At 62.4% G+C, this 18,023-nt stretch carries 14 protein-coding genes; 9 read left to right on the top strand and 5 right to left on the bottom strand.

Annotated features, from left to right (window positions below):
• Position 1: 1 nt before the first annotated feature.
• The 4 genes from paaE (at position 2) to AC07WT_RS19825 (ending at position 3,576) form a co-directional block, all read left to right on the top strand.
• A complete protein-coding gene (gene paaE, locus AC07WT_RS19810) occupies positions 2-1,090 on the top strand; it encodes a 1,2-phenylacetyl-CoA epoxidase subunit PaaE (protein WP_492592730.1) in 1,089 nt (362 codons plus the stop codon).
• Positions 1,091-1,238: 148 nt separating this feature from the next.
• Positions 1,239-2,051, top strand: a complete 813-nt coding sequence (locus AC07WT_RS19815; protein WP_494948171.1) for a DUF1835 domain-containing protein — start codon at positions 1,239-1,241, stop codon at positions 2,049-2,051.
• Between the two features lie 14 nt (positions 2,052-2,065).
• A complete protein-coding gene (locus AC07WT_RS19820) occupies positions 2,066-2,674 on the top strand; it encodes a TetR/AcrR family transcriptional regulator (protein WP_494948172.1) in 609 nt (202 codons plus the stop codon).
• 233 nt (positions 2,675-2,907) lie between these two features.
• Positions 2,908-3,576: a GNAT family N-acetyltransferase gene (locus tag AC07WT_RS19825; protein ID WP_492592741.1), complete on the top strand. Its 669-nt coding sequence runs from the start codon at positions 2,908-2,910 to the stop codon at positions 3,574-3,576.
• 79 nt (positions 3,577-3,655) lie between these two features.
• On the opposite strand, the gene AC07WT_RS19830 is transcribed toward AC07WT_RS19825, so the two are convergent.
• Complete coding sequence (locus AC07WT_RS19830; RefSeq protein ID WP_492592727.1) at positions 3,656-4,153, bottom strand: Lrp/AsnC family transcriptional regulator; 498 nt, start codon at positions 4,151-4,153, stop codon at positions 3,656-3,658.
• Positions 4,154-4,352: 199 nt separating this feature from the next.
• Here AC07WT_RS19830 and hppD point away from each other — a divergent pair, with 199 nt between their 5' ends.
• Complete coding sequence (gene hppD / locus AC07WT_RS19835; protein ID WP_494948173.1) at positions 4,353-5,450, top strand: 4-hydroxyphenylpyruvate dioxygenase; 1,098 nt, start codon at positions 4,353-4,355, stop codon at positions 5,448-5,450.
• Between the two features lie 135 nt (positions 5,451-5,585).
• Here the strand turns inward: hppD and AC07WT_RS19840 are convergent, their stop codons facing one another.
• Complete coding sequence (locus tag AC07WT_RS19840; RefSeq protein ID WP_492592725.1) at positions 5,586-5,783, bottom strand: hypothetical protein; 198 nt, start codon at positions 5,781-5,783, stop codon at positions 5,586-5,588.
• 359 nt (positions 5,784-6,142) lie between these two features.
• On the opposite strand from AC07WT_RS19840, the gene AC07WT_RS19845 reads away from it, so the two are divergent.
• Positions 6,143-9,742, top strand: a complete 3,600-nt coding sequence (locus AC07WT_RS19845; protein ID WP_494948174.1) for an indolepyruvate ferredoxin oxidoreductase family protein — start codon at positions 6,143-6,145, stop codon at positions 9,740-9,742.
• 177 nt (positions 9,743-9,919) lie between these two features.
• On the opposite strand, the gene AC07WT_RS19850 is transcribed toward AC07WT_RS19845, so the two are convergent.
• Together AC07WT_RS19850 and AC07WT_RS19855 are read right to left on the bottom strand one after the other, a co-directional pair.
• Entirely contained in the window at positions 9,920-12,202 is a 2,283-nt protein-coding gene (locus AC07WT_RS19850; RefSeq protein ID WP_492592723.1) for an NADP-dependent malic enzyme, read from the bottom strand.
• Between the two features lie 291 nt (positions 12,203-12,493).
• On the bottom strand, positions 12,494-13,726 hold the full coding sequence (locus tag AC07WT_RS19855; RefSeq protein WP_494948175.1) for an MFS transporter: 1,233 nt from the start codon (positions 13,724-13,726) through the stop codon (positions 12,494-12,496).
• Between the two features lie 364 nt (positions 13,727-14,090).
• Between AC07WT_RS19855 and AC07WT_RS19860 the strand changes: the two genes are divergently transcribed.
• Positions 14,091-14,777, top strand: coding sequence for an orotate phosphoribosyltransferase (locus AC07WT_RS19860; RefSeq protein ID WP_492592721.1), 687 nt, complete (start codon positions 14,091-14,093; stop codon positions 14,775-14,777).
• 108 nt (positions 14,778-14,885) lie between these two features.
• Here AC07WT_RS19860 and AC07WT_RS19865 read toward each other — a convergent pair whose 3' ends face one another.
• Positions 14,886-15,575 carry a response regulator gene (locus AC07WT_RS19865; RefSeq protein WP_492592720.1) on the bottom strand — a complete coding sequence of 230 codons (690 nt, stop codon included), beginning with the start codon at positions 15,573-15,575 and terminating at the stop codon, positions 14,886-14,888.
• Between the two features lie 268 nt (positions 15,576-15,843).
• Between AC07WT_RS19865 and AC07WT_RS19870 the strand changes: the two genes are divergently transcribed.
• Both AC07WT_RS19870 and argC read left to right on the top strand, forming a co-directional pair.
• Complete coding sequence (locus tag AC07WT_RS19870) at positions 15,844-16,446, top strand: YbhB/YbcL family Raf kinase inhibitor-like protein (protein ID WP_492592719.1); 603 nt, start codon at positions 15,844-15,846, stop codon at positions 16,444-16,446.
• A 409-nt stretch (positions 16,447-16,855) separates the two neighbouring features.
• Entirely contained in the window at positions 16,856-17,803 is a 948-nt protein-coding gene (argC, locus tag AC07WT_RS19875; RefSeq protein ID WP_494948176.1) for an N-acetyl-gamma-glutamyl-phosphate reductase, read from the top strand.
• Positions 17,804-18,023: the final 220 nt, after the last annotated feature.

The following is an 18,023-nucleotide window of genomic DNA, read 5'->3' on the forward strand; positions in this document are numbered from 1 at the left end:
TATGGCCACCCCGCAATTTCATCTGCTGCGTATTCGCGAAGTGCGGCCCGAAACCGCCGACGCGGTTTCAGTCGCTTTCGAAATTCCCGTCGAACTGCGCGACCAATACCGCTTCACGCAGGGCCAGTTCGTCACGCTGAAAACGCACATCGACGGCGAGGAAACGCGCCGCTCGTATTCGATCTGCGTAGGCGTCACCGATTACGATCGCGACGGCGAACTGCGCATCGGTATCAAGCGCGTGCGCGGCGGGCGCTTTTCGAACTTCGCGTTCGATACGCTGCAGCCCGGCCATACGATCGACGTAATGACGCCGGACGGCCGCTTCTTCACACATCTGAACGCGGACCAGGGCAAGCAGTACATCGCGTTTTCCGGCGGCTCGGGCATCACGCCGGTGCTCGCGATCATCAAGACCACGCTGGAGGTCGAGCCGCGCAGCACGTTCACGCTGGTGTACGGCAACCGCAGCGTGGACCAGATCATGTTCGCGGAAGAACTCGAAGATCTGAAGAACCGCTACATGAACCGCTTCGTGCTCTATCACGTGCTGTCCGACGACCTCCAGGACGTCGAGCTGTTCAACGGCGTGCTCGACCAGGAAAAGTGCGCAGCCTTCATCGAGAACCTGCTGCCGGCGGATGCCATCGACGAAGCGTTCATCTGCGGCCCCGCCCCGATGATGGATGCCGCCGAAGCCGCGCTGAAAGCCGCCGGCGTGCCGCCCGGGAAGGTGCACGTCGAGCGCTTCGGCTCGCCTCTGCCGCAAGCGGGGGTGCCGCCCGTCGAAATCACCGACGACACCCCCGCCGCCGACCTCGAAATCGTCCTCGACGGCAAGAAACGCAAGCTGCGCCTGCCCTATCAGGGCGTGAGCGTGCTCGACGTCGGCCTGCGCGCCGGCCTCGCGCTGCCATACGCATGCAAGGGCGGCGTCTGCTGCACCTGCCGCGCGAAAGTGCTGGAAGGCGAGGTCAAGATGGAAAAGAATTACACGCTGGAAGAACATGAGATTCGCGACGGTTTCGTGCTCACCTGCCAATGCCATCCGATCAGCGATCGCGTCGTGGTGAGCTACGACGAACGTTGAACTGGAGCATTGCGCGGCTGATGTGTAACGGCCGCAGCGCTTTCAGCAGGTCCGCGATCCGCTTACACTAGGGGCCGCTCATCGATCGGACAATTGTCCCCATCGAAGAGCGGCCCTTTTTGTTATCTGCCAGCCCAAGCCACTGCCGATGAGCACGATCCATCTCACCAACGGCGATGTCGCCGCCGAGTCACTGCGCACCGCGCTGCATGAGGCGGGCCGCGACGAGCGCGTACACGCGCTGCGCGACGATCTGGCGGTCGGCCCGCTGCGCGGCATCGACGACGCGCCTGATGTGCGGGCGGACTTCTGGGATCGCGTCAGCACGGACACGAAGCGTGATTTCCTTCACGAATTCCGCGAACAGGCGGCAGGGCTGGAAACGATTGCGGGCGGCGACGCGAATCTGGTGGTCTGGCACGGCGAGAGCGCGTCCGATCAATTGATGCTGCGCCGCGTCGGCTATCACCTGCGCAACAACCCGCAGCGGCTCAACGAAGTGCGCCTGTCGATTCGCGATCTCACCGATCCGGGCGCGTGGGCGCACAGCCGCAGGGACCGCGCGACGTCCGTCGGCATGTTCCCGCCGAGCGTGCTGCAAGCTCGCCTGCCGGACGCCGCACCGATTTCGGTGCTAAGGATCAGCCGGCTCGCGCTCGAATGGCAGGAAGTCAAACAGGCCAACGGCGAGACGCGGCGCTGGCGCGACAACACGTTTACGAGCGGCAGCTTCGCCGACCTCGACGCACTGGTTCTCGAGCACGCGAGCGGCGCCTGGCAGCCGGCCGCGCGAATTGCCGCGGACTTGATGACCGCCGAACTCGGGTTTCTGGTCAGCGACAGCGTTGTGCTGTGGCGCTTCCGCGAACTGGCCGCGAGCAGGCGCATCAGGTTGCGCGGCACCGCGACCGCGTGGCACACGCTGGAGCTGTGCACCGCCCTTACTCCCTGTCCACATTAATAAAACCAACGACCATGGCCCGCACCCGAGCCCCCGACCACGAAACCCAGCGCGACCAGATTCTCGAATTAGCCGCAGCGAAATTCGCCCGGACCAGCTATCCGAGCACCTCGATGGCCGATCTCGCCGCCGCGAGCGGCACCTCGAAAGCGCGCCTGTACCACTACTACGCAAGCAAGGAAGCGATCCTGTTCGATCTGCTGGACCGTTACACGAAGCGGCTGATGCTGATCATCGCCGAGGTCGAGGGTGCGAGCCAACGCCGCGGATTGACGGAACGGGAGACGTTCGCCGAATTGATCCGCGCGTTCCTGTCGGAATACGAGACGTCGCATAGCCGGCACGTCGCGCTCCTGAACGACGTGAAGTATCTGGTCGACAGCCAGCGCGAGGTCATCCTGAACCGCCAGCGCGACGTGGTGGCGGCGTTCGCGCGGCAGCTGGCGCGCGCCTATCCCGAGCGCGCAACGCGCGAAAACCAGACCGCCCTCACGATGATGGTGTTCGGCATGATCAACTGGACGTTCACCTGGCTCAAGCCAGACGGGCGGATGGGCTATCGGGAATTTGCCGAGCAGGTGGTCAGCATGGTTGATCATGGATTGAGCGCGGCACAGACGTGATGGCGCATGGCAGCATTGTTCTGACGAAATAGTGGCTCACGCGCGACACTTTGCCCCGAACGCTCGTTCAATTTATTTTTCCATTAAAAATCATACATATAAAAATAGGGAGCAAAGTTTTTAGGCGATCCCCTCACATTTTGATACGGGTTTTCCCTAGTGATAAGTATGCGTTTCCGCTAAAATCGTTTTTGCGGTGCACCAATCCGCTCGATCAAAAGGAGAACCTGCCCATGAACATGCTTACACCCCGTGCCGCTGAGCCGATCGTTGCACATGATCGCCCGTTGCAGCCAGGCGGTCGCGCGCCTGCTCTGGTCCGGGAACTCACCGCCGTCGATCGCGAACGGCTGCTCACCCACTTCCTCGCACTCGACGAAGACGATCGCTTGCTGCGTTTCGGTCAGATCGTGCCGGACCACGTTATTGAAAACTACGTCCGCGCGATCGATTTCACGCGCGACACCGTCTTCGGCGTATTCAATAGCCATTTGCAGCTCACCGGCGTCGGCCATCTGGCGTATCTGCCGAGCGAAGGCGACAAGCGCACCGCCGAGTTCGGCGTCTCGGTGCTGGAAAGTGTGCGCGGCCAAGGTATCGGCTCCAAGCTCTTCGAACGCGCTGCCATTCGCAGCCGGAATACGCATGTCACCACGCTCTATATGCACTGCCTGTCGCGCAATTCGACCATGATGCATATCGCGAAGAAGGCCGGCATGAAGATCGAATACGCGTACGGTGAAGCCGACGCCTATCTGACACTGCCGCCGGCAGACCAATCGAGCATCATCGCCGAGATGCTGCAGGAGCAAGCCGCGGTGTTCGACTACGCGCTCAAGCGTCAGGCACGCCAGACATCGAAGCTTTTCGAATCGATTTTGCCGACGGCAGCCGCAGCGTAAGCGGCCCACTTAGGGCGGAAATGACAAGGGCGGCCAAGGCCGCCCTTTTTGTTTTCCTGCCGCCCGCGCCGCCCGGCCCTTACAAAATCGGCAGCGCCGTCGTCTCCTTGATCTTCTCGAGCGAAAAACTTGTCTTCACGTCGATCACCGACGGATGGTGCAGCAACTGGTCCTGCACGAAACGCGAAAAGTGCGCCATATCCTCGACCTGCACACGCAGCAGGTAATCCATGTCGCCAGTCATCGCGTGACACGCCACCACTTCCGGCCACGTTTGCACCGCTGCGCGAAACAGATCGGCATGCGTGGCGTCGCCACGCGGACTGAACGCCGGACCGCCGCGCTTTTCCAGCCGCACGTTGACGTAGGCGAGCAGATCGAGCCCAAGCTTTTGCGCGTCGAGCAGCGCGACGTAGCCGCGAATCACCCCGCTCTCCTCCAGCCGGCGAATACGCCGCAAACATGGGCTGGGCGACAGGTTGACGCGCTCGGCGATCTCCTGATTCGACAACCGGCCATTCTCCTGAAGGATCGCCAGAATACGCCGGTCGATAGCGTCTATCTCTATATTGGCCATTTTCTGCCGCCCATGTGAAAGATTGCGCTAGAAAATAGCGCAAGCGTATCGGTGTGCGATTAAGTTCGCAAGTTTTCGCCGAGGCTCGGCCTTTACACTTGCGTCATTCAGTCGCGCCATATGCGCCCCGCCCCTTAGCTTTGCATGGGACCAGAGTAAGCGCTAAAGCGCTAACTCTGGTCGACACAGGAGACAGGCAATGAAGGTTTCAACTTGGGACAACCCGGTCGGCACCGACGGCTTCGAATTCATCGAATACACCGCGCCCGATCCGAAGGCGCTCGGCAAGCTGTTCGAACAGATGGGCTTCACTGCCGTCGCACGGCATCGTCATAAAGACGTGACGCTGTATCGCCAGGGCGAAATCAACTTCATCGTCAACGGGGAACAGGATTCGTTCGCGCAACGTTTCGCGCGCCTGCACGGCCCGTCGATCTGCGCGATTGCGTTCCGCGTGCAGGATGCGGCGAAGGCCTACAAGCAGGCGCTCGAAAAAGGCGCCTGGGGCTTCGACAACAAAACCGGTCCGATGGAACTGAACATCCCGGCGATCAAGGGTATCGGCGACTCGCTGATCTATTTCGTCGACCGCTGGCGCGGCAAGAACGGCGCCGAGCCGAACAGCATCGGCAACATCGATATTTACGACGTCGACTTCGAGCCGATTCCGGGGGCGAACCCGAACCCGGTTGGTCACGGTCTCACCTACATCGATCACCTGACGCACAACGTTCACCGCGGACGCATGCAGGAATGGGCGGAGTTCTATGAGCGCCTGTTCAACTTCCGCGAAGTGCGTTACTTCGACATCGAAGGCAAGGTGACGGGCGTGAAGTCAAAGGCGATGACCTCGCCGTGCGGCAAGATCCGCATTCCGATCAACGAAGAAGGGTCAGACACGGCCGGTCAGATCCAGGAATACCTCGACGCCTATCACGGCGAAGGCATCCAGCACATCGCGCTCGGCAGCAACGACATCTATCGTACGGTGGACGGTTTGCGCGCGGCGAATATCGCGCTGCTCGATACGATAGACACGTACTATGAGCTGGTGGACCGCCGCGTGCCGAACCACGGCGAGCCGCTCGACGAACTGCGCAAGCGCAAGATTCTGATCGACGGCGCGCCGGACGATCTGCTGCTGCAGATCTTCACCGAAAACCAGATTGGCCCGATCTTCTTCGAGATCATCCAGCGCAAGGGCAACCAGGGCTTCGGCGAGGGCAACTTCAAGGCGTTGTTCGAATCGATCGAACTGGATCAGATCCGCCGCGGCGTGGTGCAGGACAAGGTTTAACAACGTCTCTGCGGCAAGGTGGGTCTGAAATAAAAAGGGCGAAGATCGCAAGATCTTCGCCCTTTGTCGTTTAAGCCGTTGTCCTCAGCCAGACAACGGCCGGGTTTTCAACCGACACGCCGCATCAGCGACGCATCACGAATTCTGCTCTTCCTCGTCGGCCAGCCTGGATCGCGTGAGCCGCTCCACCGCAATGCGCGCCGGCGCGACTTGAGCCGTGCGGGTGACTGCGTTCGACGACAGCGTCCCTGCGCTGCCCGAGCGCGCCGGTGCGCTCATTGCGAAGAATGCGGCTGAGACCATCAGGAACGTCTGGATATGTCTGGTGTTCATGCGTACTCCTTTTCTGACTGCCCTGCTGTCGCGAAGCTTCACCGAATGTGGAGCGTTGCGCGGACATTGCTCACAGGTGCGGGTTTAGACAGACATTTCCACCTCGGTTCCGCAGTTTTGAAGGTTTTACAGCTTGTTACAGCGACATGGCGCACGCCGCCGGCCGCTGGCTGCAACCCGGCGCGATTCCTCGCAAATCACGCCGCGCCGCCGCATTTTTGGCGCGAAGTGGCGGGTTTTCACCAGTGCTACCATCACTTAAAACACGTCAATATGGCGACCCTGGCCCGACGCATTCACAAGATGCCGCGGCCCAAGAAAGTTTTGGCGATCCCAAACTGGGTGGAGGAGTAAACATAATGAATGCCCCGCTAGACGCAGGTCAGCGAGCCTCGCTCGAAGCCGCGTTGTCTTCCGTCACGCTCGACGACAAATACACCCTCGAACGCGGCCGCGCCTACATGAGCGGCATCCAGGCGCTAGTGCGCCTGCCGATGTTGCAGCAGGAACGCGACCGGGCCGCCGGACTCAATACCGCCGGCTTCATCTCCGGCTATCGCGGATCGCCGCTCGGCGGACTCGACCAGTCGTTGTGGAAAGCGAAGCAGCACCTCGCCGCACACCAGGTCGTGTTCCAGCCCGGCGTCAATGAAGACCTCGCGGCAACCGCCGTGTGGGGGTCGCAGCAGGTCAACCTGTACCCGAGCGCCAAGTACGACGGCGTGTTCTCGATGTGGTACGGCAAAGGTCCGGGCGTCGACCGCAGCGGCGACGTTTTCAAGCATGGCAACTCGGCCGGCTCATCGCAGCATGGCGGTGTTCTCGTCCTGGCGGGCGACGACCACGCGGCCAAATCCTCGACACTCGCGCACCAGTCCGAACACATCTTCAAGGCGTGCGGTTTGCCGGTGCTGTTCCCGTCGAACGTGCAGGAATACCTCGACTTCGGCCTGCACGGCTGGGCAATGAGCCGCTATTCCGGCCTGTGGGTCGCGATGAAGTGCGTGACCGACGTGGTCGAGTCGTCAGCCTCGGTCGATATCGATCCGCAACGCACCAAAATCATTTTGCCGGACGACTTCGCGATGCCCGAAGGCGGCCTGAATATCCGCTGGCCGGATCCGCCGCTGGTCCAGGAAGCGCGTCTGCTGGACTACAAGTGGTACGCGGCGCTCGCTTACGTGCGCGCGAACAAGCTTGACCGCATCGAAATCGATTCGCCGCATGCGCGTTTCGGCATCATGACGGGCGGCAAAGCCTATCTCGACGTCCGCCAGGCGCTGACCGATCTCGGTCTCGACGACGAAACCTGTGCGCGTATCGGCATCCGTCTGTACAAGGTCGGCTGCGTATGGCCGCTCGAAGCGCAAGGCGCGCACACCTTCGCGCGCGGTCTCGACGAAATTCTGGTGGTCGAAGAGAAGCGCCAGATTCTCGAGTACGCGATCAAGGAAGAACTGTACAACTGGCCGGACACGCAGCGTCCGCGGGTGTTCGGCAAGTTCGACGAGAAAGACGGCGCAGGCGGCGAATGGTCCGTGCCGATGGGCAACTGGCTGCTGCCGGCGCATTACGAGCTGTCGCCGGCGATCATCGCCAAGGCAATCGCCACGCGGCTCGACAAGTTCGATCTGCCGTCCGACGTGCGCGCTCGCATCGCCATGCGCATCGCCGTGATCGAAGCGAAGGAAAAAGCGCTGGCGCGCCCGCGCGTCGAAGCCGAGCGCAAACCGTGGTTCTGCTCGGGCTGCCCGCACAACACGTCGACCAATGTGCCGGCAGGCTCGCGCGCGATGGCCGGCATCGGCTGTCACTACATGACCGTGTGGATGGACCGCAGCACCAGCACCTTCAGCCAGATGGGCGGCGAAGGCGTCGCGTGGATCGGGCAGGCGCCGTTCACCAACGACAAGCATGTGTTCGCCAACCTCGGCGACGGCACCTATTTCCACTCGGGCCTGCTCGCGATTCGCGCGGCGATCGCGTCGAAGGCGAACATCACCTACAAGATTCTCTATAACGACGCGGTCGCCATGACCGGCGGCCAGCCGGTCGACGGCGTGCTGACCGTGCCGCAAATCACGCATCAACTTGCCGCCGAAGGCGCGACGAAGATCGTGATCGTCACCGATGAACCGGGGAAGTACTCGGCGAACGTCGGCCTCGCGCCCGGCATCGACATTCATCATCGCGACAAGCTCGATGAGGTACAGCGCCAGCTTCGCGAGATTTCCGGCACCACGATCCTGATTTACGACCAGACCTGCGCGACTGAAAAGCGCCGCCGCAGGAAACGCGGCACGTATCCGGATCCGGCGCGCCGCGTGGTGATCAACGAGGCCGTGTGCGAAGGCTGCGGCGATTGCTCGGTCAAGTCGAATTGTCTGTCGGTCGAGCCTTTAGATACCGAGTACGGCACCAAGCGCCAGATCAATCAATCGACCTGCAACAAAGACTTCTCGTGCGTCAACGGGTTTTGCCCGAGCTTCGTGTCGGTGGAAGGCGGCCAACTGCGCAAGCCGAAGGCGGCGTCCGGCATTGTTGGCGACGCGATGCCGCCGGTGCCGGAACCCGAGCTGCCGTCGATCGAACGCCCTTACGGGGTGCTGGTGACGGGTGTCGGCGGCACGGGCGTCGTGACGATCGGTGCGCTGCTGGGCATGGCCGCGCATCTGGAGAACAAGGGCGTCACGGTACTCGACGTTACCGGCCTCGCGCAAAAAGGCGGCGCCGTGATGAGCCACGTGCAGATCGCTAACCAGCCGGCGGATATCCACGCGACGCGCATCGCGATGGGCGAAGCGAGCCTCGTGATCGGCTGCGACGCAATCGTCACCGCCAGCGACGAATGCGTCTCGCGGATGCAAGTGGGCCGCACGCGCGTCGTGCTGAATAGCGCACACACGCCGACGGCCGAGCTCATCAAGAACCCGAACTGGCGCTTCCCGGGCAGCAGCACGGAAGCGGATGTGCGCGCCGGCGCCGGCGACGATGCTGTCGATACGGTCGACGCGAATCACTTCGCCGTCGCGCTGCTCGGCGACGCGATCTATACGAACCCGTTCGTCCTCGGCTATGCATGGCAGCGTGGCTGGGTACCGCTGACGTATCAATCGCTGATGCGGGCGATCGAACTGAACAATGTGCAGGTCGAGAAGAATCGCGCGGCATTCGAATGGGGCCGTCGCGCCGCGCACGATCTGGCCGCCGTGCGCAAGCTCGCGCAGTCGCAAGGACGCGGTGGCGCCGAGGAAACGGCGAGCAGCAAGATCATCTCGCTGCATACGCCGAAGGCGCTCGACACGCTGATCGACAAGCGCGCCGACTACCTCGCCGCATGGCAAAACGCGGCGTACGCTGACCGGTATCGCGCGTTGGTGTCGCAAATGCATGCGGCGGAATCGGCGCTCGATTCGATCGACGGCCAGTTGCCGTTGACTGAAGCCGTCGCGAAGAACCTGCACAAGCTGATGGCGTACAAGGACGAGTATGAAGTCGCGCGCCTGTATAGCGACCCGGCGTTCATCGAAAAGCTGAAGACCACTTTCGAAGGCGACTGGAAGCTGCACCTCCACCTCGCGCCGCCGACGTTCTCGAAGAAGGACGCCCAGGGTCACCTGATCAAGAAGAAGTACGGACCGTGGATGTTCAGCGCCATGCACGTGCTGGCCAGGCTGAAGTTCCTGCGCGGCACCGCATTCGATGTGTTCGGCAAGACGGAAGAACGTCGCACCGAGCGTGCGTTGATCGTCGAATACGAGGCACTGGTGCGCGAACTGATCGGCGGTCTGACGGCGCAAAAGCGTGAGCTGGCGATCGAACTGGCGAATCTGCCGGACGGTATCCGCGGCTACGGTCACGTGAAGGAAAACAACCTGAAGGGTGTGCGGGTCAAGTGGAACGAGTTGCTGACGCGCTGGCGCTCGCCGGAGGCAGGAAAGGCTCAGCACGCGGCTTGATCGGGTCCGCCTGATCGGACCGGCTTGATCGGTTGCATCGGCCTGAAACGGAGAAAGGCGGCTGTTTCGACAAGAATTCGCCAATAAAAAACGCCACGGAATCACTTCCGTGGCGTTTTCATTGGCTGGCAGCAGGTGCCGCAATGCGGCGCCGCTTCAACCTTCAACCCATCCGCATTACTGCGCGTTCACCCGCTTGCGTGCATTGGCCGAGGCCACTGCCGTCATGTTGATGATCCGGCGCACGGTCGCAGCCGGCGTCAGGACATGCACCGGCTTTTCCGCGCCCAGCAGGAACGGACCGACCGTCACGCCTTCGCCGCCGACCATCTTCAGCAGGTTGTAAGCGATATTCGCCGCTTCGACGTTCGGCATGATCAGCAGGTTCGCTTCGCCGGTCAACGTGGTGCCCGGGAACGCCGCCTTGCGGACCACTTCCGACAACGCCGCATCGCCGTGCATTTCACCGTCGATTTCGAGCGAAGGCGCACGTTCGACGATCAGCTTGCGCGCCGCCGTCATGCGTTGCGACGACGAAGAAGGCGCACTGCCGAAGTTCGAATTCGACAGCAACGCGACTTTCGGCGTAATGCCGAACTTCTCGATCTCGCGCGAAGCCAGCATCGTCATGTCGGCGAGCTGTTCGGCAGTCGGCGTCTCATTCACGTACGTATCGCAGATGAACAGGTTCCGGCCCGGCAGCATCAGCAGATTCATCGCGGCGAAGTTCTCCACGTTGTCCGCCTTGCCGAGCACCTGCTCGATGAACTTCAGATGCGTGTGGTACTGGCCGATCATCCCGCAGATCATGCCGTCCGCTTCGCCGAGGCGCACGAGGATCGCGCCGATCAGCGTGTTGAACTTGCGCATCGCGGCCTTCGCGACGTCCGGCGTCACACCTTCACGCGCGCCGAGTTCGTGGTACGCCTGCCAGCATTGCTGATAGCGCGGATCGTCTTCCGGATCGACGATCTCGAAGTCTTCGCCGCACTTGAGCTTCGAGCCCATCTTCTTCAGACGCATCTCGATCACCGACGGGCGGCCTACCAGAATCGGCCTGGCGATCTTTTCCAGCAGCACGAATTGCGCGGCGCGCAGCACGCGCTCGTCTTCGCCTTCGGCGAACACGATGCGCGCCGGCTCCGACTTCGCCGCGGCGAACACCGGACGCATCACCATGCCGGTGCGGTACACGGTCGTGCCGAGCTCTTCGCGGTACGCGCCCATGTCCTTGATCGGACGGGTCGCGACGCCCGAGTCCATCGCGGCTTGCGCGACAGCCGGCGCGATCTTGATGATCAGACGCGGATCGAACGGCTTCGGAATCAGGTACTCAGGACCGAATTCGAGCGAGTGGCCTTCGTAGGCCTTGGCGACTTCATCGCCCTGATCGGTTTCTTCGGCCAGCTCGGCGATCGCGCGCACGCACGCGAGCTTCATTTCTTCCGTGATCGTGGTCGCGCCGACATCCAGCGCACCGCGGAAGATGAACGGGAAGCACAGCACGTTGTTGACCTGGTTCGGGTAGTCCGAACGGCCAGTCGCGATGATGCAGTCCGGGCGCACCTTCTTCGCTTCTTCCGGGCGGATTTCCGGCTCCGGATTGGCCAGCGCGAGAATCAGCGGGCGCGTGCCCATTTCGGCGACCATTTCCGGCTTCAGCACGCCGGCGCTCGAGCAGCCGAGGAACACGTCGGCGCCGCGAATCGCGTCGGCCAGCGTGCGCGCTTCGGTGTTCGCCGCATAACGTTCCTTCGACGGATCCAGATTGCCGCGGCCTTCGTAGATCACGCCCTTCGAATCCGCGACGAGAATGTTCTTCTTCGACAGACCCAGGTTCACCAGCAGATCCAGACACGCGATCGCCGCGGCGCCCGCGCCCGAACACACCAGCTTCACTTCGTCGAGCTTCTTGCCGACCACTTTCAGGCCGTTCAGAATCGCCGCCGACGCAATGATCGCGGTGCCGTGCTGATCGTCGTGGAAGACCGGAATCTTCATGCGCTCGCGCAGCTTCTTCTCGATGTAGAAGCATTCCGGCGCCTTGATGTCTTCGAGGTTGATGCCGCCCAGCGTGGGTTCGAGCATCGCGATCGCTTCGACCAGCTTGTCCGGATCGGACTCGGAGAGTTCGATGTCGAACACGTCGATGCCCGCGAACTTCTTGAAGAGGCAGCCCTTGCCTTCCATCACCGGCTTCGCGGCGAGCGGACCGATGTTGCCAAGACCCAGCACGGCCGTGCCGTTCGTGATCACGCCGACAAGGTTGCCGCGCGAGGTGTACTTCTGCGCGTCGAGCGGTTCGTCGTAGATCGCCATACAGGCCGCGGCGACGCCCGGCGAGTAAGCCAGCGACAAGTCGAGCTGGTTCGACAGCGGCTTGGTGGGCGTGACCGAAATCTTGCCGGGTTTCGGATTCTGGTGGTATGCGAGAGCGCTTTGCTTAAGTTGTTCGTCCATTTTTTGGCCTGCGAGACGTAAGAAATTGGGCCCGGCACACTGCACCGTAGGCGTCGCTTGCATCTATCGAATGGATAATCGACGGCGGCGGTTTTCGCATGCGCCGGTTGGGCGCGGCGTCGAACCTCGGCGGAGGACAAGACGGTGCGGAGTGCTACGCGGGTCGGTTAGTGTACACCCCGAATGCGTCGATGCACTGACTGGTTAACGCGGCTCACCATCGGCGAAACAGGGCGCTGCCATGCTGCAGCGCCGCATCCGGGGCGCGTTTTGCACGCTGCCGCGGATGCGTCATTCGAGCGCGGCGCCGCGTCGTTCGGGGATCAGAAACAGCGTGGCGAAGATGTCGAGCAGATAGATCGACGCGAGCAACACGAGCGCCGCGCCGAACGAATAGCGTGCGGCCAACGCGCCCACCGCGACCGGCCCGAAGCCGCCGACCGCCCGTCCGACGTTGAACAGCACGTTCTGCGCGGTGGCGCGCGCATCGGTCGGATAAAGCTCGGAGATCAGCGCGCCATAGCCGCCGATCATCCCGTTGACGAACACGCCCATTGCTGCGCCGCCGATCAGCAGCGCCATCGGCATCGTCAGATGGGCGTAGACGAACACCATTACGACGGCGCCCGCCTGGTAGACCAGGAACGCCGGCTTGCGGCCGAAGCGGTCGGCGGCGATGCCGAACAGCCAGATGCCGCACGCCATGCCGAGAACCGTCGCGGCGGTCCACAGCCCGGATTTGGTCAGCGAATAGCCGAAGGTCTTCGACAAATAGCTCGGCAGCCAGATCATCAGACCGTAATAGCCGAAGTTCTGCACCGAACAGAGAATCGCCACGCCGATGCTCGCGCGTGCAGTGCGCGCGTCGGTCACCAGCGACTTCAGCGGCAGCTTGCGCATGCCGCGCGCCACGCGTTCGGCGAACAGCGCCGGCTCCTCAACACGCCGTCGCACGAAAAACGACACCACTGCGGGCAACAACCCGAGCGCGAACATGCCGCGCCAGCCGATCATCGGCAACAGCAGCGGGGTGAGCAGCGCAGCCGCCAGCACGCCGAGTTGCCAGCCAAGCCCGACATACGACGACACGCGCGCCCGCTGCGAAGCCGGCCACGCTTCGGCCACCAGCGTCATACCGATACCGAACTCGCCGCCCAGACCAATGCCGGCAATGGTCCGATAGGTCAGCAGGTCGGCATAGCCTTGCGCCACCGCGCACAAGCCGGTGAACACGGCAAAGATCAGGATGGTCCATGTGAGCATGCGCACGCGGCCGAAATAGTCGCTCAGCACGCCGAAGATCAACCCGCCGGCCACCGCGCCGATCAGCGTCCACGTGACAAGCGAACCGGCCTGCGCAGACGACAGATGCAGATCGGCGGCAATCACCGGCAGCATGAAACCGAGGATCAGCAGGTCGAAGCCGTCCATCGCGTAGCCGAGCGCCGAGGCGATTAGTGCCCGGCCGGCATAGCCGGGTTTAGCGGGTGCAAGGGTGTCGGCAGCAGAGGAAGCTGGGGTCATTGAAAGCAATCCGTAGGTCGCGGGGCGCCAAAGATGCGCGAACGCCCGGGAAATTCGCGTGAGTGTAAAGGCCGCCCAAGCCGCTCACAAGCAAGCCAAAAAGCAGGTCCAAACGAAGCCCGAAAGACCCTCCCGGCGGAACCGTCATGGCCGCCGTTCGCCGCCGGTAAGCACTACGGCTTCCTCGGAAGAGCCCAATTCGGGTAAAATGTCGGGCTACGCGCGCAGCAAACACCGGCCTGCACTCCACTGACCGGCTGCGTATTCCGCCCGGCATTTCGCTCACAACGGCGCGGCATACCCCGCTTGCTGCGCCACCGGGCCGCGCGCCCGCCTTCCCCCGCTCACACCCAAGGATCCGCCCATGACAGGCTTCGATCGCCAGACGATCTCCGACACCACCGCCAGGATGCTGCTGGAAGTGCAAGCAGTGCACTTCAACGCGGAGAAACCGTACATTTTCACGTCCGGCTGGGCGAGCCCGGTTTATATCGACTGCCGCAAGCTGATCTCGTATCCGCGCGTACGCCGCGGCCTGATGGAAATGGCCGAAACCACCCTCCTGCGCGACGTCGGCTATGAGCAGATCGACGCGGTCGCCGGTGGCGAAACCGCCGGCATTCCGTTCGCGGCATGGCTGTCCGACCGCCTGATGGTGCCGATGCAATACGTGCGCAAGAAGCCGAAGGGTTTCGGCCGCAACGCGCAGATCGAAGGTCTGCTGACCGAAGGCCAACGCGTGCTGCTGGTCGAAGACCTGACCACCGACAGCCGCAGCAAGATCAACTTCATCAACGCGCTGCGCACGGCCGGCGCCACGGTGAACCACTGCTTCGTGCTGTTCCACTACAACATCTTCAAGGAAAGCGTGTCGGTGCTGAAAGACATCGACGTCGATCTGCACGCGCTTGCCACCTGGTGGGACGTGTTGCGCGTCGCCAAGCAAGCGGGCTACTTCGACACCAAGACGCTCGACGAAGTGGAGAAATTCCTCCACGCACCGGCCGAATGGTCGGCAGCGCACGGCGGCGCAACCTCGACGCCGCAGTAAGCGCAGCGTCGCCGCTCGCGGTGGCTGAAACAAGAAAGGCCGCCTGTCTTGTCGACAGGCGGCCTTTTTCATTGAGTTCGCCCGGGCGGGCGAACTAGCGCATCGCGGCTAAGACGCGGCGCCGGTATCGCCCGCCGAATGCGACGACAGATTCAGCAAGCCGTTGCTCTGCGCGTACTGGAACAACTCCGAATCGCGGTCGATGCCGAGCTTGCGCATCGCGGTGTTCTTCTGCGTGCTGATCGTCTTGATGCTGCGATTGAGCTGTTCCGAGATTTCCTTGATCATCATGCCGGACACGAACAGGCGCACGACCTCGAGTTCACGCCTCGACAGCATCGCGTCGTCGCTCTTGCCGCCGGCATTCATGCGCAGCGTATCGAGCGACGCCTTGACCGACGGGCTCATGTATTCGAGGTTGCGGCTGACGTGCTGCACCGCGAGGCCGATATGGCTCAGATCGTCCGATTTGTTGACGACCGAGGTGACGCCGAGTTCGCTCAGCCGCTTGAGCAACGCGGCGTTTTCCAGCATCGTCAGCACGACGATGGGAAGGCCGGGAAAATTGCGGCGCAAATAGCCGATCAACGGCAAACCGTCGCCGTATTGGCCGCCTGGCATCGCCAGATCCGTAACGAGTACATCGCACGCAACCGTCCGCAGCACCTTCATTAACTCGGTTGACTGGCGCGCTCGCGCGACCACCTGAAGGCCTGGAAACTTGAGCAAAGCCTGTTCGGCGCCGAACAGAATCACCGGATGGTCGTCGGCCACCACGACCCTGACTGGATCTTGCATTGCCCTTCCCTCGACTGATAAACCGCTCTCCAAAACTTCTGCCATCCCTTTCTATTCTGTGTACTCAAACTATTCGAGTGCGCAGTCTTTTGCCCACGCAGAATATTCCTCCGACTATAGCCGATTTCGCCCCCAACCAAGCCCGCCAACTGGGCTGACGAATGGCCAATCAAGCTAATGTTAGACTTGATTCGATCTTGGGGCACAAAATAGGGACAATAATCATCGCGAGGACAACCGCCTCGCGCCCTGACAGGAGAACCGGCACATGCGCTCGCGTTGCCTGGTTGTTTCGCTTGCCTCAACCTACCGCCGCCTGCCGTCCTTCACCTGCGCAATGCTGAGTCTTGCGCTACTGGCGGCGCAGGGCCCTCACGCGCTCGCCGAAGGCACATTCGCGCTCACCAGCGCCAGCTTCCATGCAGGCGGGACGGTGGATGCCGCGCAAGTCTTCAATCAGGACGACTGCAAAGGCGGCAACCGCTCGCCGCAACTGACCTGGCACGACGCGCCGGCCGGCGCGCGCAGCTTCGCGGTCACCCTGTTCGACCCGGATGCGCCTGGCCGCGGCTGGTGGCATTGGGCGGTCGCTGGCATTCCGGCCACCGTCGACCGCTTGCCGGAGAACGCCAGCTCGTCGGGCTACCTCAAGAAACTCGGTGCGGTCGAAGCGCGCAACGATTTCGACGTCGACGGCTACGGCGGCCCCTGCCCGCCACCCGGCAAACCACATCGCTATGTGATCACCGTTTATGCGCTGAGCACCGCCGACCTGCGGCTCGGGCAGGGCCGCCCGGCGCTGATGTTCGATCACGAGATCAGCACCGCGACGCTCGGCAGTGCGCGGATGGTGGTCAATTACGGGCGATAGCGCCGGCCGCGGGCGATCTGGAAACGGCACGGATGTTCGGCGCGCGCATCGCCGGGGTCACGGCGCGGTGGACCGCCGCGACGCGATAACGGGCGCTGGCGCGCGCGGCTTGCGTCCCCGGGCAGCAGCTTGCAGCGCGCCTATGCCGCAGGTACTGCACGCATCGACAGGCGCACGGTGCAACCGCACTCGGCCGCTCGTCAATCTGCTCCGAACCCGCCTGTATCGGCTTGCATCTGCCGCATAACCGGTCGCGCCGATGTCATTTTTGGCGCACATCGTCGTTTTTTCACCCTATTTTTCACCCCTTTTGCACCCCGATCAGTACGACCACCGCCATCACGTCTTAAAATAGCGTTCCGGCGCGGTGTCGCGCCCCGTTTCCAGCCAAGCAGCCAGTGAGATCGAGATGAGCACGAAAGTTTTTGTCGACGGACAGGAAGGCACGACCGGCCTGAAGATTTTCGAATACCTGTCGCAACGCGCCGACGTGGAGATTCTGCGTATCGAAGAAGCGAAGCGCAAAGACCTCGACGAGCGCCGTCGTCTCATCAACGCATCGGACGTCACGTTCCTGTGCCTACCGGATGTCGCCTCGCGCGAATCGGCCTCGCTGGTGGACAACGATCGTACCGTGCTGATCGACGCCAGCACGGCCTTCCGCACTGCCGCCGACTGGGCTTACGGTCTGCCTGAACTGGCGCGCTCGCAGCGCGAGCGTCTGCGCACCGCGAAACGCATCGCCGTGCCGGGCTGTCACGCGTCGGCGTTCGTGCTGGCGATGCGTCCGCTCGTCGACGCAGGCGTCGTGGCGCCGGACTTCGCCGCGCATGCGTACTCGATCACCGGCTACAGCGGCGGCGGCAAGAAGATGATTGCCGACTACGAAGCCGGCAGCAACGCCAGGCTCAAGAGCCCGCGTCCGTACGCGCTCGGCCTCACGCACAAGCATCTGCCGGAAATGGCGGCGCATACGGGCCTGAAGTCGGCACCGGTGTTCACGCCGATCATCGGCGACTTCTACAAGGGTCTGGCGGTCACCACCTTCTTCTCGCCGAACCAGTTGGCCAAGAAGGCGGCGCCGCAAGACGTGCAGGCGCTGTTCGCCGAATACTACGCGGGCGAGGCGTTCGTGAACGTCGCCTCGTTCGATGCAGACGCAAACCTCGACGGCGGCTTCTTCGACGTGCAGGCGAACAACGACACCAATCGTGTCGACCTGTTCGTGTTCGGCAACGAGGAGCGCTTCGTGACTGTCGCGCGTCTGGATAACCTGGGCAAAGGCGCATCGGGCGCGGCGATCCAGTGCATGAACCTCGCGATCGGCGCCGCCGAAGAAAGCGGATTGAAACGCTAATACGTCCGCGATCGAGACGGCATTGGCCGTTAATCCAGAGAAAAGCCGGTCTGCAAAGACCGGCTTTTCTGTTTTAAAACCCGCACATCAAATCCTTCTTTCTCAGTTAATCGGTAGTAGCCCGTATTTCTTTTAAAACAAAAATCGGACTATTCATCATCGAGTCGGTAAATCGTTCCCGAGATCGACTCACACAGCATAGTTTTCCGCCTGGGGAAAC

This window comes from Paraburkholderia sp. GW821-FHT02A12 (assembly GCF_059422005.1).

What these genes read in the sequence shown, in the direction of transcription:
- AC07WT_RS19865 (WP_492592720.1), bottom strand. Translation starts at nt 15,575, where the DNA reads ATGCAAGATCCAGTCAGGGTCGTGGTGGCCGACGACCATCCGGTGATT.
- paaE (WP_492592730.1), top strand. Translation starts at nt 2, where the DNA reads ATGGCCACCCCGCAATTTCATCTGCTGCGTATTCGCGAAGTGCGGCCC.
- AC07WT_RS19815 (WP_494948171.1), top strand. Translation starts at nt 1,239, where the DNA reads ATGAGCACGATCCATCTCACCAACGGCGATGTCGCCGCCGAGTCACTG.
- AC07WT_RS19840 (WP_492592725.1), bottom strand. Translation starts at nt 5,783, where the DNA reads ATGAACACCAGACATATCCAGACGTTCCTGATGGTCTCAGCCGCATTC.
- AC07WT_RS19825 (WP_492592741.1), top strand. Translation starts at nt 2,908, where the DNA reads ATGAACATGCTTACACCCCGTGCCGCTGAGCCGATCGTTGCACATGAT.
- hppD (WP_494948173.1), top strand. Translation starts at nt 4,353, where the DNA reads ATGAAGGTTTCAACTTGGGACAACCCGGTCGGCACCGACGGCTTCGAA.
- AC07WT_RS19855 (WP_494948175.1), bottom strand. Translation starts at nt 13,726, where the DNA reads ATGACCCCAGCTTCCTCTGCTGCCGACACCCTTGCACCCGCTAAACCC.
- AC07WT_RS19860 (WP_492592721.1), top strand. Translation starts at nt 14,091, where the DNA reads ATGACAGGCTTCGATCGCCAGACGATCTCCGACACCACCGCCAGGATG.
- argC (WP_494948176.1), top strand. Translation starts at nt 16,856, where the DNA reads ATGAGCACGAAAGTTTTTGTCGACGGACAGGAAGGCACGACCGGCCTG.
- AC07WT_RS19845 (WP_494948174.1), top strand. Translation starts at nt 6,143, where the DNA reads ATGAATGCCCCGCTAGACGCAGGTCAGCGAGCCTCGCTCGAAGCCGCG.
- AC07WT_RS19870 (WP_492592719.1), top strand. Translation starts at nt 15,844, where the DNA reads ATGCGCTCGCGTTGCCTGGTTGTTTCGCTTGCCTCAACCTACCGCCGC.
- AC07WT_RS19850 (WP_492592723.1), bottom strand. Translation starts at nt 12,202, where the DNA reads ATGGACGAACAACTTAAGCAAAGCGCTCTCGCATACCACCAGAATCCG.
- AC07WT_RS19820 (WP_494948172.1), top strand. Translation starts at nt 2,066, where the DNA reads ATGGCCCGCACCCGAGCCCCCGACCACGAAACCCAGCGCGACCAGATT.
- AC07WT_RS19830 (WP_492592727.1), bottom strand. Translation starts at nt 4,153, where the DNA reads ATGGCCAATATAGAGATAGACGCTATCGACCGGCGTATTCTGGCGATC.